This is a genomic window from Enterocloster lavalensis (genome assembly GCF_046603895.1).
Classification (GTDB): domain Bacteria; phylum Bacillota; class Clostridia; order Lachnospirales; family Lachnospiraceae; genus Enterocloster; species Enterocloster lavalensis.
In genome coordinates this window covers 2,120,428-2,135,922 of the sequence record NZ_CP176637.1, presented here as the reverse complement: position 1 = coordinate 2,135,922, position 15,495 = coordinate 2,120,428, and the positions used below count along the sequence as shown (strand labels likewise).

Annotated in this window: 14 protein-coding genes and 1 pseudogene; all 15 read left to right on the top strand. The window is 36.6% G+C overall.

Going from position 1 to position 15,495, the window contains the following annotated elements:
* Positions 1–105: 105 nt before the first annotated feature.
* The 15 genes and pseudogenes from ACK2JC_RS09460 to ACK2JC_RS09390 all read left to right on the top strand — a co-directional run bounded on the left by ACK2JC_RS09460 (position 106) and on the right by ACK2JC_RS09390 (position 15,483).
* On the top strand, positions 106–936 hold the full coding sequence (locus tag ACK2JC_RS09460) for a glycosyltransferase (RefSeq protein ID WP_368272320.1): 831 nt from the start codon (positions 106–108) through the stop codon (positions 934–936).
* A 3-nt stretch (positions 937–939) separates the two neighbouring features.
* Positions 940–2,325, top strand: coding sequence for a sugar transferase (locus ACK2JC_RS09455; RefSeq protein WP_368272321.1), 1,386 nt, complete (start codon positions 940–942; stop codon positions 2,323–2,325).
* Between the two features lie 6 nt (positions 2,326–2,331).
* Positions 2,332–3,357, top strand: coding sequence for a glycosyltransferase family 2 protein (locus ACK2JC_RS09450; RefSeq protein WP_368272322.1), 1,026 nt, complete (start codon positions 2,332–2,334; stop codon positions 3,355–3,357).
* A 43-nt stretch (positions 3,358–3,400) separates the two neighbouring features.
* Positions 3,401–4,189, top strand: a complete 789-nt coding sequence (locus ACK2JC_RS09445) for an ABC transporter permease (protein ID WP_024737951.1) — start codon at positions 3,401–3,403, stop codon at positions 4,187–4,189.
* A gap of 14 nt (positions 4,190–4,203) precedes the next feature.
* Positions 4,204–4,950 carry an ABC transporter ATP-binding protein gene (locus tag ACK2JC_RS09440; protein WP_368272323.1) on the top strand — a complete coding sequence of 249 codons (747 nt, stop codon included), beginning with the start codon at positions 4,204–4,206 and terminating at the stop codon, positions 4,948–4,950.
* Complete coding sequence (locus tag ACK2JC_RS09435) at positions 4,950–6,104, top strand: O-fucosyltransferase family protein (RefSeq protein ID WP_368272324.1); 1,155 nt, start codon at positions 4,950–4,952, stop codon at positions 6,102–6,104. Before ACK2JC_RS09440 ends, ACK2JC_RS09435 begins: the two co-directional genes overlap by 1 nt.
* A 1-nt stretch (position 6,105) precedes the next feature.
* Positions 6,106–7,147: pseudogene (gmd, locus tag ACK2JC_RS09430) on the top strand (GDP-mannose 4,6-dehydratase).
* Between the two features lie 2 nt (positions 7,148–7,149).
* Complete coding sequence (locus ACK2JC_RS09425; protein ID WP_368272326.1) at positions 7,150–8,316, top strand: DegT/DnrJ/EryC1/StrS family aminotransferase; 1,167 nt, start codon at positions 7,150–7,152, stop codon at positions 8,314–8,316.
* A gap of 12 nt (positions 8,317–8,328) precedes the next feature.
* On the top strand, positions 8,329–9,258 hold the full coding sequence (locus ACK2JC_RS09420) for a GDP-L-fucose synthase family protein (RefSeq protein WP_368272327.1): 930 nt from the start codon (positions 8,329–8,331) through the stop codon (positions 9,256–9,258).
* 4 nt (positions 9,259–9,262) lie between these two features.
* Positions 9,263–10,084, top strand: coding sequence for an aldo/keto reductase family protein (locus tag ACK2JC_RS09415; RefSeq protein WP_368272328.1), 822 nt, complete (start codon positions 9,263–9,265; stop codon positions 10,082–10,084).
* Between the two features lie 29 nt (positions 10,085–10,113).
* Entirely contained in the window at positions 10,114–11,913 is a 1,800-nt protein-coding gene (locus tag ACK2JC_RS09410; protein ID WP_368274816.1) for a thiamine pyrophosphate-binding protein, read from the top strand.
* Positions 11,914–11,926: 13 nt separating this feature from the next.
* The gene (locus ACK2JC_RS09405; protein WP_368272699.1) at positions 11,927–13,138 is read left to right on the top strand and encodes a hypothetical protein; all 1,212 of its coding nucleotides are present in this window, start codon (positions 11,927–11,929) and stop codon (positions 13,136–13,138) included.
* A 26-nt stretch (positions 13,139–13,164) separates the two neighbouring features.
* Positions 13,165–14,175 carry an aldolase catalytic domain-containing protein gene (locus ACK2JC_RS09400; RefSeq protein WP_368272700.1) on the top strand — a complete coding sequence of 337 codons (1,011 nt, stop codon included), beginning with the start codon at positions 13,165–13,167 and terminating at the stop codon, positions 14,173–14,175.
* Complete coding sequence (locus ACK2JC_RS09395; RefSeq protein WP_007707834.1) at positions 14,172–14,954, top strand: transketolase; 783 nt, start codon at positions 14,172–14,174, stop codon at positions 14,952–14,954. Before ACK2JC_RS09400 ends, ACK2JC_RS09395 begins: the two co-directional genes overlap by 4 nt.
* A gap of 61 nt (positions 14,955–15,015) precedes the next feature.
* Positions 15,016–15,483, top strand: coding sequence for an NUDIX domain-containing protein (locus tag ACK2JC_RS09390; protein ID WP_162151330.1), 468 nt, complete (start codon positions 15,016–15,018; stop codon positions 15,481–15,483).
* The last annotated feature ends 12 nt before the right edge of the window (positions 15,484–15,495 follow it).

Sequence of the window (15,495 nt, the reverse complement as noted above, 5' to 3'; positions counted from 1 at the left end):
GTTTTCGCCGTAACATAAGTTGCATATTCCAGTTTGAAATGCTATACTATACAAAGGTTTATCGTACCTTTTGAGGAAGTATGGTGTATAGGGTCGGAGAGTATAATGAATAGAAGATATTCGGTATTGATGTCGGTTTATTATAAGGAGTGTCCGGCGTATCTACAGGCAGCAATTGAGAGTATGTTGAACCAAACAGAAGCGCCAGATGAGATAGTTCTAGTTTGTGACGGGCCATTAACTGATGAGCAGAATCTAGTAATAGGTGAATACTTAGATTGCTTGAAAGTGTTGCGCTTAGAATGTAACAAAGGACTTGGAACTGCACTAGCAGAGGGTATTAAGTTTTGTAGAAATGAATGGATTGCTCGAATGGACAGTGATGATATTTCGGCTAATAATCGTTGCTCTCTTCAAATGGATTATTTTGAGAAGCATCCAGAAATAGATGTGTTAAGTGGTACGATAGCAGAATTTGAGGGAGAAGCTTGTACAGAAGAAGAGGTTTTGGGAAAGGTTACATCTTATAAGTTCCTTCCAGAATCTAACGGTGAGTTAAAAGAATATATATACTGCCGTAATCCGATCAATCACCCATGTGTTATGTTCCGAAAATCAAGTGTTTTAGAAGCAGGGGGATATCAAGCGTGCCAGTTTTTTGAGGACTATGATTTGTGGATGAGGATGTTCAAAAGAGGTGCAGTATTTGCTAATGTTCCTAATGTTCTTTTATATATGAGAATTAATCATATGTATGAGCGACGTGGAGGATTAAAGTATGCAAAGGCAATTATAATGTTTTACAAAAAGATGTACACATATAAACTCATTACCATGTCCCAGTTTTTGACGGCAGTGGGAATTCGGGTAACAATAAGTCTAATACCGGCTAAAGCTAGACAGTATTTGTACGAGACTGGGTTAAGGAAACATTAGAATATGGGTGAAAAAAAGAACAACGCTAGATTCGAACCATATAAGCGAATTGTAAAGTTTTTAAGTTCCGCTATTATTGTTCTTGCAGAGTTAATCATCTACTATTATGTGTGGATGAACTATTATAACATAAATATGACCGTTTCCTTTTGGAGAAGAGGAAACTGGTTAATTGTAGGTGAATATCTGGTGCTGTTGTTAATTTTGCATCGGATGTATGGTGGTTTGAAGATAGGTGTTTTTAAATATTGGAATCTGGTCTATTCCCATATGATATCTATTTTGGGTGTTAATGTATTTTCCTATGTTCAGGTTGTCCTATTTGATAAGAAGATACATAATCCTATGGCCCTTATACTAATGACAGTATTAGAATTTTTGGGGGTGATGTTGTGGGCGTTTGGATTTAAAAAGTTTTATGCAATATTATTCCCCCCAAAAAAGTTATTGTTAGTTTATGGAAAGAAGTCAATGTTTCACTTGATGAATCGAATTGACACGAGAGAAGATAAATATGAAATAGCTATGGTACTACCGATTGATGAGGGAATAGAGCGAATTATCAAACGGGCGGAAGAATATGATGGGATTATTATTGGAGATATACCAGCGAGGGCCAGAAATCAGCTGTTGAAGCTGTGTTATGCAAATAATATTCGTAGTTATACAGTGCCTAAAATTAGTGATATTCTTCTTCGCAGCTCTATAGAACTAAATATATTTGATTCACCGCTATATCTATCAAGGAATTATGGTGGCTTAGCATGGGACCAGCGGGTGATTAAACGCATTGTAGACATTGTAATAGCAACATTTATGCTGGTGATATCAGGCCCATTTTTTGCAGTTATTGCACTTGCGATTAAATGTACAGACCAAGGTCCGGTGTTTTATACGCAAAATAGATTAACTAAGGGCGGGAAGATATTTCGAATTTACAAATTCCGAACAATGGTGGTAGATGCGGAAAAAAAGAGTGGACCGATAAAGGCAGGAGAAAGGGACCCAAGAATTTTGCCGGTTGGAAGGTTGCTTCGGGCAACGCGCTTGGATGAATTACCGCAGTTGCTAAATATCTTAAAAGGTGAGATGAGTATTGTGGGGCCAAGGCCGGAAAGACCGGAATTAGCTAATGTTATTACAAAAAATATACCGGAATTTGATTTTCGCTTAAAAGTAAAGGCTGGGTTAACAGGCTATGCTCAAATTTATGGGCGCTACTGTACAACTAGCTATGATAAATTGAAACTGGATTTGACCTATATTCGCAATTACTCTATTTGGATGGATATTAAACTTATTTTTATGACTCCCAAAGTGTTGTTAATGAAAGAGTCCACAGATGGTTTCGAAGAGGGAGAATGGGAAGATCCAGCACTAAAAGAATAGAATGGAATGGCTATGGAAAAAATATTAACTATTGTAGTACCAACATACAATGCTGAGAAGTATTTAAGAGATAATCTAGCATCATTCTGTATTCCAAGACTGTTACCATATTTAGAGGTTTTGGTTATTAATGATGGTTCTACGGATCGTTCATCGGATATAGCAGAAGAATATGTGAAACGCTATCCATACACCTATAAACTAATTACAAAAGAGAATGGTGGGCATGGCTCTGGAATTAATACAGGTATATTGAATGCAACGGGAAAGTATTTTAAGATAGTAGATGCAGATGACTGGGTCGAAGAAGAACCTTTTGTGAGGCTGGTTGAGACTCTGAGAAAAAGCGATTCAGATATCGTGGCTTCGGGGTTCTACTGGGTGCATGATGAAGGGCAGGCGGATAAGGCGGAATTCGCCCGAAAACCGGAGATGAAAGTCCCGTTTTTAGGAGTCGACTATCAAAAAAAATATGTATTTGATGAAATCGCAGATCAGCTATATATTAAAATGCATCATATGACAATTAAAACTGCAATTTTAAAGGAACATAAAATTGAGATTGATGAGCATTGCTATTATGTAGATACAGAGTATATTACATATCCGATTCCGTATGTAAATACAATAGAGTTTGTGGATGGATTTGTCTATATGTACCGTTTGGGAAGGCAAGGGCAAAGCGTTAGTATGGAGAAAATGCAATCAAATGAAAAAAACTATGATAGGGTAATGGAATCGTTATTAGCATTTTATGCAAACTTAGAGTGTCAATCTTCATGTTCTCAAAAGAAAAGACAATATATTGCACGAGTCATTGCACGAGTTGCTGCTGGGAAAATAAAGATTATGTTGAGTTTTCCGCCAACAAGTTCGAAAAAAGCATCTTTGATAGAGTTTGATAATTACTTGAAACTCAGTTATCCTGCGATATATTATAATAATGTAAACTCATCATTAAGGCTCCTTAGATATTCCCACTACTTACTTTATACGGCAGCTAGTATATTAGTCAGACGGAAATATAAATAATCTAATTAAATGTAACTTTATTGAAAAAGAAAGGCACAAAAATATGGGTCGAATGATAGACAGAATTAATACATTTAAACAATATAAACCATTGCTAGAACAACTGGTTTTAAAGGATATTAAACTTAAATATCGGAGATCTTTTTTGGGATATTTATGGAGTATTTTAAATCCGTTGATGATTATGGTTATTATGGTAATAGTTTTTTCTAATATGTTTCGTTTCGATATAATTAATTATCCAGTATATTTGATTATAGGGCAGACACTTTTTGGTTTTGTTTCAGAATCAACTAATCAAGCAATGTGGTCAATTACGGGGAATGCAGCATTGATGAAAAAAACATATGTTCCTAAATATATTTTTACGTTATCGAAGGTAACTAGTTCGTTTGTTAACACTGTGTTTTCTTTGGGAGCGATGATTATAGTATTTGTTATATGTAAGATAAAACCGAATACGAACATGTTATTTATTCCGGTGATACTTTTTCAGATGTATATTTTTTGTACAGGATTAGGAATGATATTGGCTCAAGGGACAGTCTTTTTTAGAGATATTCAATATATTTATTCAGCAGTGCTTACAGCATGGATGTATCTCACACCTATTTTTTATCCAATACAGCAGCTACCATTATCACTTCAAAAAATCATTAAGCATTTTAATCCGCTTTACTCATATATTACACAATTTAGAATTATAGTATTGGAGGGAGCATTTCCGGATCCGAGACTAATATTGTACGGTTTTGCTGTTGCATTTGCGGTGCTGATTGTGGGAACTATTGTATTCTTTAAAAATCAAGATAAATTTATATTATATATATAAGAAAGAGTGTGTCAATGAAGAATGAAGATTATGCAATAATTGTTGATCATACAACAGTGCGATTTAATATGGCTTCCGAACGAATCGACAACTTAAAGGAGTATTTTGTAAAGCTTGCAAAAAGAGAACTTATGTTTAAAGAATTTTTAGCTTTAAAGGACATTTCTTTAAAAGTGAAAAAAGGTGAGGCATGGGGGATTGTTGGTACTAACGGATCAGGAAAGTCTACTCTTTTGAAACTGATTTGTGGTATCCTTAAACCCTATAAGGGAACGGTAACTATCAATGGGGCAATGGCGCCGTTGATTGAATTGGGGGCTGGCTTTGACCCTGATCTTACAGCCAGAGAGAATATTTTTTTGAATGGTGCAGTGCTCGGGCATGATAAATATTTTATGCAAGAACATTTTGAGGAAATAGTCGATTTTGCTGAGTTGCAGAATTTTTTGGATATGCCAATAAAAAATTATAGTTCTGGTATGTCAGCGAGATTGGGATTTGCTGTGGCAACTGTAACTAGACCAGATATATTGATATGTGATGAGGTCCTTGCGGTTGGGGACTATGCATTTCAGCAGAAATGTGAAAAGAGGATGCAGGATATGCGGGATTCTGGAACAACATTATTATATGTTTCACATTCAGCAGAATCAGTTAAATCTGTTTGTGAGAGAGCTTTGTGGCTAAACAAAGGAGAGTCAGTTATGATTGGAAATGCAGAAGAGGTTATGGATCATTATATTGAATTTCTGGAGTGCTAATGAAAATTTTAAAACATTTTTTTGTTTCTACAAGAAGATTGGTTGAAAAAAGACCATTCCTTAAATGTTGTCTCAAATTTATATATAGATTACCACATAGGGAGTTTCAGGAATATGTGGCAAGGTATATACCGACTATATGTGTGAATGGGAAGACTATTATAACTAGAAATATATCTGTAGTGACGTTTGGACAAAAAAATCCTAATAGAGTAATTGTGTTGACAGAAAGAGATTCGGGATCAGGAGGGTTTTGTGCAGAATGGATATATTGGCTTAATAGGCTGTGCTTTTCTGAACAGATGGGTTTTTTGCATTGTATTAGTTGGATAAATAGCCAATTTTTTGTGGAGAATACTATGCAAAACGCCAATATATTTGAACATTATTTTGTACAACCTTATGGATTGGATGTTGAAGATGTAAAACAAAGCAAATATGTGATTTTAGATAAAAATAGTATAGATTACGGATATTATGATGTATTTGCTCCCGGCCGTGATGATGATTATATGATAACGGATGATGATTTTTATAAGTTGGCTCAGATGCAAAAAAAATATATACGCTTGGAAGCAAGGATAAAGGAGGAGATAGACAGGGATATATCCCAGATGATAGGCACGGACAAGGTTTTGGCAGTCCATGCAAGAGGTGCAGATGCACAGGTTCATTATAAGAATCACCCTATACCTATTGGGATAGATAGATATATAGAAGAGACAGCGAAAAGTATGGCTTTGATAAATGCGAATAAGATATTTTTGGCTACAGATGATAATAATATATTAAAAGCATTTATAGATAAGTACCAAGAAAGTCTAATTTATTATAAGGATGTTGAGAGATCCGATGGGATGAGAATGAGCTGTTATGGTGAAGTGGAACGTGAAAAACACCATTATAGATTGGGGAAAGAAATCGTAAAAGATGTATATACGCTGGCGGCGTGTGAAGGCCTTGTATGTAGCTCCTCGTATGTAAGTTATATGGCAAGAATAGTTAAAATGGCCTCAGGAAAGACTTACCAAACAGTTAATAATATAACTTCAACTATAAGGACAACGGGAATGAATCTCACCGATCCTTTCACTATAAAAAGAGTAGAGGCAATATGGAATCAAGAATTGGAAGTTGCAAAAAAGGAGAGATAAGATGAAAAAGGCATTGATTACAGGAATAACGGGTCAGGATGGGAGCTTTTTGGCAGAATTTTTACTAAAAAAAGAGTATGATGTCCATGGAATTATACGTAGGGCATCTATTTCTAATACTGCAAGGATAGACCATTTGATAGAAAGCCAATGTGTTACCCTTCATGAAGGGGATTTGACGGATACCAGCAGCCTGATTAGAATTATTGGATTGGTTCAGCCAGATGAGATCTATAATTTGGCAGCTCAAAGTCACGTGCAGATCAGTTTTGATGTTCCGGAATATTCTGGGGAGGTAGATGCGATAGGCGTTTTGAGGCTGTTGGAAGCGGTCAGAATACTTGGGTTATCAAAAACTTGTAAGATATATCAAGCCTCTACATCGGAACTTTTCGGTAAAGTTGAAGAGGTTCCGCAAAGAGAAACTACACCATTTCATCCGTATAGTCCATATGCGGTGGCTAAGCAATATGGTTTTTGGATTGTTAAGGAGTATAGAGAATGCGTATGGGATGTTTGCAGTAAATGGAATTTTGTTCAATCATGAGTCGGAAAGACGAGGAGAAAATTTTGTTACAAGAAAGATAACATTAGCGGTGGCGAGAATAGCGTGTGGTTTGCAGGAAAAATTGTATTTGGGAAACATGGATTCACTGAGAGATTGGGGGTATGCTAAAGATTATGTTGAATGTATGTGGTTAATGCTACAACAAGAAAAACCTGAAGATTTTGTAATAGCTACTGGGGAGCAACATACGGTTAGAGATTTCGTAGAAAGAGCCTTTAAACGGGCCGGAAAAAATATTATATGGGAAGGCTCTGGAATAGATGAAAAGGGAATCGACAGCGAAAGTGGCACGGTGATTGTTGAAGTAAATGCGAGGTGGTTTAGACCAACAGATGTTGATAATTTATGGGGAGATCCAACTAAGGCTAAAACTGTTCTTGGATGGAATCCGCAGCAAACCAGTTATGAAGAACTGATTAACATAATGGTCGATCATGACATGAAAATAGCAGAAAGGGAAATGAGGAATAAATAATTATGGAATTTAAATTATGTGACAATCCATGGGGAAGCGAAGAAATAGCCGCAATAGAAAAAGTGATAAGGTCTAATATGTATACTATGGGCCAGGAAGTGAGAAAGTATGAGGAAGATTTCGCAAAGCGGTTTGGTACAAAATATGCTATTATGGTGAGTTCGGGTTCGACTGCCAATTTGCTCGCAATAGCAGCGTTAGTGTATTCACATAGATTGCCGAGAGGGAGTGAAGTTATCGTTCCTGCAGTTTCGTGGAGTACTACATATGCGCCCTTGGAACAATTTGGCATGAAAGTGGTGTTTGTTGATATAGATAAAGAAACGTTAAACATCGATTTGAATTCGCTTAGAAGAAATATAACAAATAAAACAAAGATGATACTTTTGGTCAACTTATTAGGTAATCCGAATGACTTTGATGTTATAAGAGATATGTGTAAGGGTAAAGATATAATAATTATGGAGGATAACTGTGAGTCATTAGGAGCCAAATACAACGACAAACAGGCCGGAACATTTGGGGTAGTCGGAACGTACTCATCATTCTACTCCCATCACATCTGTACTATGGAGGGGGGGACAGTGGTAACGGATGATGATCAATTATACGAGTATATGCTGGCAGTCAGAGCACATGGATGGACCAGAAACCTTCCGGATAATAGCACTATATATGAAAAAAGATCAGATCCATTCTATGAGAGTTTCAACTTTATAATTCCGGGATTCAATATAAGGCCGCTAGAAATGGAAGGGGCTATAGGGCAGGAACAGCTCAAGAAGATGGATGGTATGATAAAACAAAGAAGAAAGAATGCAGAGTATTTTAAGAATAGAATGCAGAAGTTCGAAGATATAAGAATCCAAAAAGAAATAGGGGAATCTTCTTGGTTTGGATTTGCACTGCTTCTTCAGGGAAAACTCTTAGGGCAAAGAGATAAGATCGTTCATGCGTTAAGGGAGAATGGTATTGAAACTAGGCCGATCGTGGCTGGAAACTTTACCAGAAATAAAGTGATTGAATATATGGACTATAGCATACCAGAAAAACTGGTTAATGCTGACGACATTCACTTTAATGGTTTTTTTATCGGGAATCATAGTTCCAATAATAATAAAGAAATAGATTACTTTATAAAGGTACTAGATGAGGCAATTAAACAATAGAAAGAAAAGCAGATGAATAAACAAGATAGGATATATGTGTCTGGACATACAGGGTTAGTTGGAAGCGGGATAGTTAAAGAATTAAAAAAGCAGGGATATACCAATTTGGTGCTGCGTACGCACAATGAGCTTGATCTTACTGATCAGCGAGCGGTAGAGGTGTTCTTTGATAAAGAGAAGCCAGATTACGTGATAGTAGGTGCTGGATTAGTGGGGGGGATCAAGGCGAATAGCGAAGCTCCAGCAGATTTTTATTATGTTAATATGCAAATAGCAAATAATGTAATTTGGTCAAGCTATAAGCATAAAGTGAAAAAATTATTATATCTTGGTAGTGCATGTATGTATCCAAAAGAGTGTGAGCAGCCAATGAAGGAGAGGATGATCTTATCAGGATATCCTGAAGCTACAAATGAAGGATACGCGTTAGCTAAAATTGCTGGCACGAGATTGTGTTCATATCTCCATAGGCAATATGGTGTAGATTATATATCTGCAATACCAGCTAATGCATATGGGGTAGGAGATTGTTTTGATCCGGATAAGTCGCATGTAATTCCGGCTCTTATTATGAAGTATCAAAAGGCAAAAGAACAGTGTGATGATAAAGTGATTTTGTGGGGGACAGGAAGCGCAAAGAGGGAGTTTATCAATACAAGGGATATCGCGTCGGCTAGTATTTTCCTGATGAATAACTATTCTGCCGAGGAAACAATTAATGTGGGCACCGATGAAGAGGTAACTATAAAAGAGTTGTCAGAAATGATTAGAGATATAGTTGGATTTAATGGCCGTATAGAATGCGATATCAGCAAACCTGATGGTATGCCACGCAGGATCTTGGATTCGACTAAGATACATGCTCTTGGATGGAGTTCATCCGTGTCGCTTCGGGATGGGCTTGAAGAATTGTATGAGGATTATATAAGTAAACGAGGATGATATTATGCTGATACCAGAAGTGGGATTTGGAACTGCGGATTTGGCGGAGGATGCAGAGGAAGCCATATATACTGCTTTGACACATGGGTACAAAGTGATTGATACGGCCAGAGCATATGGAAGTGAAGCGGCAGTAGGGCGGGCACTGAAGAAAGCGTGTAGTGACGGCGGACACAAAAGAGAAGACTATATCATACAGACAAAAGTAACGCCTGGCGTGGTTGGATATCAGGCTGTTTTGGATGATTTTGAACAGTCGTTGTCAAATCTTGGAGTTGACTATGTAGATGTATATTTTATCCATTGGCCGGTAAACAGAGGCAGTGAAAAAACATATCATCATGAGAATGTGGAGATATGGAGAGCTTTTGAAGAGCTATATAAAGCTGGAAAAGTAAAAAATCTTGGTGTATGCAACTTTTTAGAAAGGCACCTTGCAGATATTTTGGATAATTGTAAGGTGAAGCCTAAAGTTCACCAGTTGGAGATACACCCAGGATATCAACAGATAGGTCTGGTACAATATTCTCGAAAAATGGGAATGGATATAGAAGCATGGTCTCCTATGGGGAGAGGAGAACTAAATAGTAAAGTGTATATGGATATGGCGGATAGGTACAACTGTAATGTGGGACAACTTGCGCTGAGATGGAGTTTGCAAAAGGGATATACGCCCTTATCGAGGTCAAAGACAAAAGAACATATAATTAATAATAAGTTTTTGGATTTTACTATCTCCAAGGAAGATATGAAGAAGATAGATGAGCTTAACACCAATACGAATTATCTGGATATCTGGAGCTATAAACGACAACAAATGTATTGACTGCACTACATAAAAGGAGATATAGTAACATGAGAGTGGCAGATTTTCTTGCAGAAAAATTGAATAGTGTTGGAATAGAAGATGTGTTTATATTAACTGGTGGAGGACTTATGTTCCTGACCGATGGAGTAGCATGTAATAAAAATCTTACCCCTATACCGTGTCTTCACGAACAGGCCGCTTCCATGTCGGCTATCGCTTACGCACAAATAAGAGAAGGATATGGCTGCTGCTATGTTACTACGGGGTGTGGAGGAACTAATACTATAACAGGTGTGTTGCATGCATGGCAAGACCATGTTCCGGTAATATTTGTGTCAGGACAGTGTAATAGAAGCGAAATGATGTCAATCGCTAAGTCTAAAGTTCGGCAGATAGGACTTCAAGAAGCGGATATAGTCTCTATAGTTGAGTCTATAACAAAATATGCAGTGACAATTATGGAGCCAGATGATGCAGTGTATTGTATAGAAAAGGCTTTATATGAGGCGAAAAGTGGTAACCCCGGGCCGGTTTGGCTTGATATACCGATGGATATTCAGGAAGCAGAGATAGATCCCAATAAGCTTAAACATTTTGTGCCAGAACAAAAAATAAAAACAGAATGTACTGAAGATGAGATTAGTTATGTGATTCGAGCGCTGGAAGAGGCAGAGAGACCGATTATTATTGTTGGACAGGGTGTTAGGCTTGCAGGTGCTTGCAAAGAATTGTCTGAATTCATTGATAAATATCAGATACCAATGGTCGGAACACGTATGGGGTGGGATATATATCCAAGAAATAACGATCTTAATATTGGATTGGTAGATACAAGGGGAACTAGAGCCGGTAACTTTGCAGCAGAAAATGCAGATATAGTGGTATGTATAGGAAGCAGGCTGTCTATGATGACTACTGGATATAGTTATAATCTGTTCCTTAGAGGGGCTAAAAAGTTCATAGTAGTTGATATAGACGTAGAAGAACATAAGAAGGATACAGTGCATATTGATAAGGTTATCAATGCAGATGCTAAAGATTTTATATCTAAATTAAAAGGGATTAAATTAAAAGACATCAGTGCATGGCGTAATAAGTGCTTGTATTGGAAACAGAAATGGCCTATGATTACAAAAGACCATGAGGATGATAACTGTGGAATCAGTAAGTTTGCATTTATTGGTGTGTTGAACAAACATCTTAGATTGGATAGCGTAATTACGACTGATGCGGGAGCCACAACTGAGATTCCCATGCAGGCACTTAATTTTACAAGTGCTAGACAACGATATCTTGGAAGTGCTTCCCAGTGTGAAATGGGATATTCTATACCAGCCGCTGTGGGAGCTTCAGTGGGAAGAGATAAGAAAGAGATATTATGCGTAGTTGGGGACGGCAGTTTACAGTTGAATATCCAGGAACTCCAGACAATCGTGACGCAAAAACTTCCAATCAAGATATTTGTTTGGAATAATAATGGGTATGGAACAATAAGAGGGCATCAGAAGACCATTTTTAAAGGTCGGTATGTCGGTGTAGACGAGGCAAGTGGTACGGCGTTTCCGAATTTGGAAAAGATATCCGCCGCATATGGAATTAGATATGAGTCAGCCGCTACATTAAAAGAACTTGATCAAGTTATGAAAAGTGTAATAGGCAGAGATGAACCTGTTATGGTTGATGTAAAATGCTGGATTGAGGAATTTAATCCTATAGCTAAAGCGCAAGTAAGGATGGCGGATGGGACGAAAGTAGCGATGCCTTTGGAGGACATGGCCCCATTCTTGGATCGAGAAGAATTTGAAAATGAAATGATAGTTAAGCCGATTGTATGGTGGAAAAAATAGGGTAACTACAAAGATGGTAAGAGACAAGAAAAAAGAAAAAAATATTCATATATTGCGGCCTTTGTATGTTCCAGTTAGTAATGCAATTAGACGCACCTTTGGAACAAGAGGATATGTTTTTGCAATATGTAAGTTCTTGCGAAGATTGCCTGAAATGTATTTTAGAAACTATATTAATAGTTATAGAAGCCCATATGGCTATAAAAGCATTGACGAAGAAAGACATAAAGTGATTAATATGCAAGTACATGTTCTTGGTGACAATAATAAAGGGAAAGTAATAATGCTTTTGGAGAATCAATCGCATCATGCCGGCTTTTGCGCTATATGGGTGTATATTTTAAATAGGCTTTCTTTTTCGGATAAGATGGGATTTTATCATGTTATAGATTGGGAAGAAAGTGAATTTTACCAAGAAGATCACCCGATACATGGATCAACCAGTATATTTGAATATTATTTTGAACAACCATCAGGAATATCCCTTGCGGATGCTAGAAAAAGTAATTTTGTGGTTTATGATTGGAATAGTCCTGAATACGGCTATAATGATGCTTTTCATGTAGGTGATAATAATGATTACAGATTCACAGATAAAGACGTGGAGCAATTTGCGAAGATACAACGAAAGTATATACATTTGCATAAAGAGATTGAACTTAGCATAAAAGACCAAGTGGAAAAATTGTTTCAGGGAAAAACCAATGTGATTGGTGTTCATGCTAGAGGGGCAGACACTAAGATAGGATATAAAGGACATCCAACTATCGTGACATCGGAAGATTATATAAATGAGACTGAGAAGATGGTAAAGAAATTCAAAGCAGATATGATATTCTTAGCGACAGACGATCAAGTAATGTTGGATCAGTTTAAGAATGCTTTTGGAAATAGGCTTGTATACTACGAAGATGTTATAAGGTCAACCAGTACTATTATGAACTGTTTTATAGAAGAAAAGAGAGAAAATCATCACTACCTTCTTGGTTTAGAAATAATTAGAGATGTCTATACGCTTGCTGCGTGTAGAGGATTTGTATGCGGTATGAGTTATGTAGGATTCATAGTACAAATTATAAAGAAAGCAAATGAAGAATGTTTTGAGGATTTTATTAGAATTTCTAAAGGGATAAATATGGACGGATTAGATCTAAATAAGAGTACTGTTAGAAAAAAGATTGGAAATGGCTGGAAAAAAGAATTGAAACAAAAAGGACATACCTAATAAAGCGTTTTAAGGAGGATAAAATAGTGAATAAAATACATCTTTTAGATTGTACGCTTAGAGATGGCGGATATGTAAATAACTGGGAATTTGACAATGGCGTAGCTAAAGAGATCGTTAATGGTCTTTATAAAAGTGGCATCCATGTTATAGAGATAGGGATTATGGGACATGGTGGGAAAGTGGGGAAAAGCACGAAATTTGCCTCTTTTAAAGAGGCTGAAGCATTATTGGAAAATAGAAAAAAGGATTGTAAATACGCAATTATGCTTAATCAAGCAGAAGCAGCGAGCTTCGATATACCGGCTAGAAGTGAAAAAACAGTGGATATGATAAGACTGGCTTACTTTAAGTCAGAATTTCAAAATGCTATTGTTTTAGCTAAGTCACTGAAGGATAAAGGTTATGAAGTCTTTTTACAGGCCATGGCAACATTTATGTATTCAGATGATGAAATGAATGATATGCTTAGGCAAATTAATGATATGAAACCCAAAGCATTTTATATTGTTGATAGTTTTAGTAATTTATTCCCTGAGGATATTGCAAGAATGGCCAAACAGGTGTTACTGAAACTTGATAAAGATATAGACTTTGGTTTTCACGCGCATAATAATATTCAGATGGCGTTCTCGAATGCAATAACTTTTATGGATGTTGAGAGCGACCGTGATATATATATTGATGGAAGTATATATGGAATGGGCAGAGGAGCAGGGAATGTGCCAATAGAGCTACTTATGGATTACCTCAATAAAAAGGAGAAGCTATATAATCTGGAAGTTTTATTAAAAACATATCAAGATTATATAAAACCTATTTTTGAACAGTATTTTTGGGGTTATACACATCCGTATTACTTGACGGCCAGTAAAGATATGAACTCAGTATATAGTTGGTATTTTATGAACAATGGTATTAATGACATTGTGCAGTTAAATAAAGCGCTTGACATGATTCCGGACGATTCAAAATATGCGCTGATGAAAGATGAGGCTTCAGAAGTTGTAAAAAAAATCCGGGGTGAGAACGGATGAAAAATGAAATTAAAATATTGAGAAAATCCATATTGGATATGGCGTATTATGGACAGGATGCGAATCTACAGAGTATTTTTTCCTCAGTAGAAATTTTGTGGACACTATACTATGAGGTTATGAATTATAATATAGATAATATGAATGATCCTAATAGAGATGTATTTGTTTTAAGTAAAGGTCAATCTACTATGGGAGTTTTGGCAATCCTTGCTCAGAAAGGTTTTTTTGATAAAGAAGAACTCAAAAAATCCTGTCAATATGATTCCTTTATCAGTATGCAGGCAGATAGAACAAAGGTTCCAGGATTTGAAGTGTCAGCGGGCAGCTTGGGACACGGTTTCCCCATTGCAGTAGGGATGGCTTATGGGAAAAAAGTGCAGCGTCAAGATGGACATGTATATGTTCTGGCTGGTGACGGAGAGATGAATGAAGGCACTATGTGGGAAGCAGCATTGTATTGTGGTAGTGAAAGGCTGGACAACTTAACATTAATTATAGATGACAATCATTCTATAGATGTTATGATTAATATAAGAAATATTCAGGATAAGATGAGAGCTTTTGGATTTGAGGTAATTATTGCGAATGGACATGATATAACAGACATGAGAAAGGCATTGTTATTTCGGCAGAGTAATAAGCCTGTAGCAATAATTGCTCAAACGAAAAGAGGGTATGGTTCTGCTACAATTATGACAGATGATGCATGGTTTCATAGAGCACCGTCAGAAGAGGAATTGACTAGACTCAAAAAGGAAGTTGATGACTTTGAATAGAAAAAATTCACCGTACAAGGTAGTTAAGTCCGAGGTACATAATATAGGGAGAGTAACCGTGGTGAAGGATACTTTCCTTATTGAAGGCGACGAGTATCCATATACATATGTAATTAATAAGGATAGTGTGTGTATTATTCCTATAGTAGGAGATCAGGTAATTGCTATTGAACAATACCGATATACTTTGGATCAGTGGATGCTTGAATTTCCGGCTGGTAGTGTAGATGATGGAGAATCAAGCGAGGCAGCGGCTAAGAGAGAGTTGGAAGAAGAAACAGGTTATATTTCAGAAAAACTTATTTATATGGGCGAATATTATATGAATCAAGGGATATCTTCAGCGAAATGCGATTTGTTTTTTGCAAAATGCATAGACAAAAAAGAGGAATGTCGAGAAAAGACGGAATTTATAAAAACCAAACTTATACCGATCAATCAGTTTCAAGAATTGATATTTAGTAATCAGTTTAAATTATTGATCGGGATAGCCGGTTGGAACAAAGCTCAATATATGGGACTGGTATAAAGGAGAACGTAA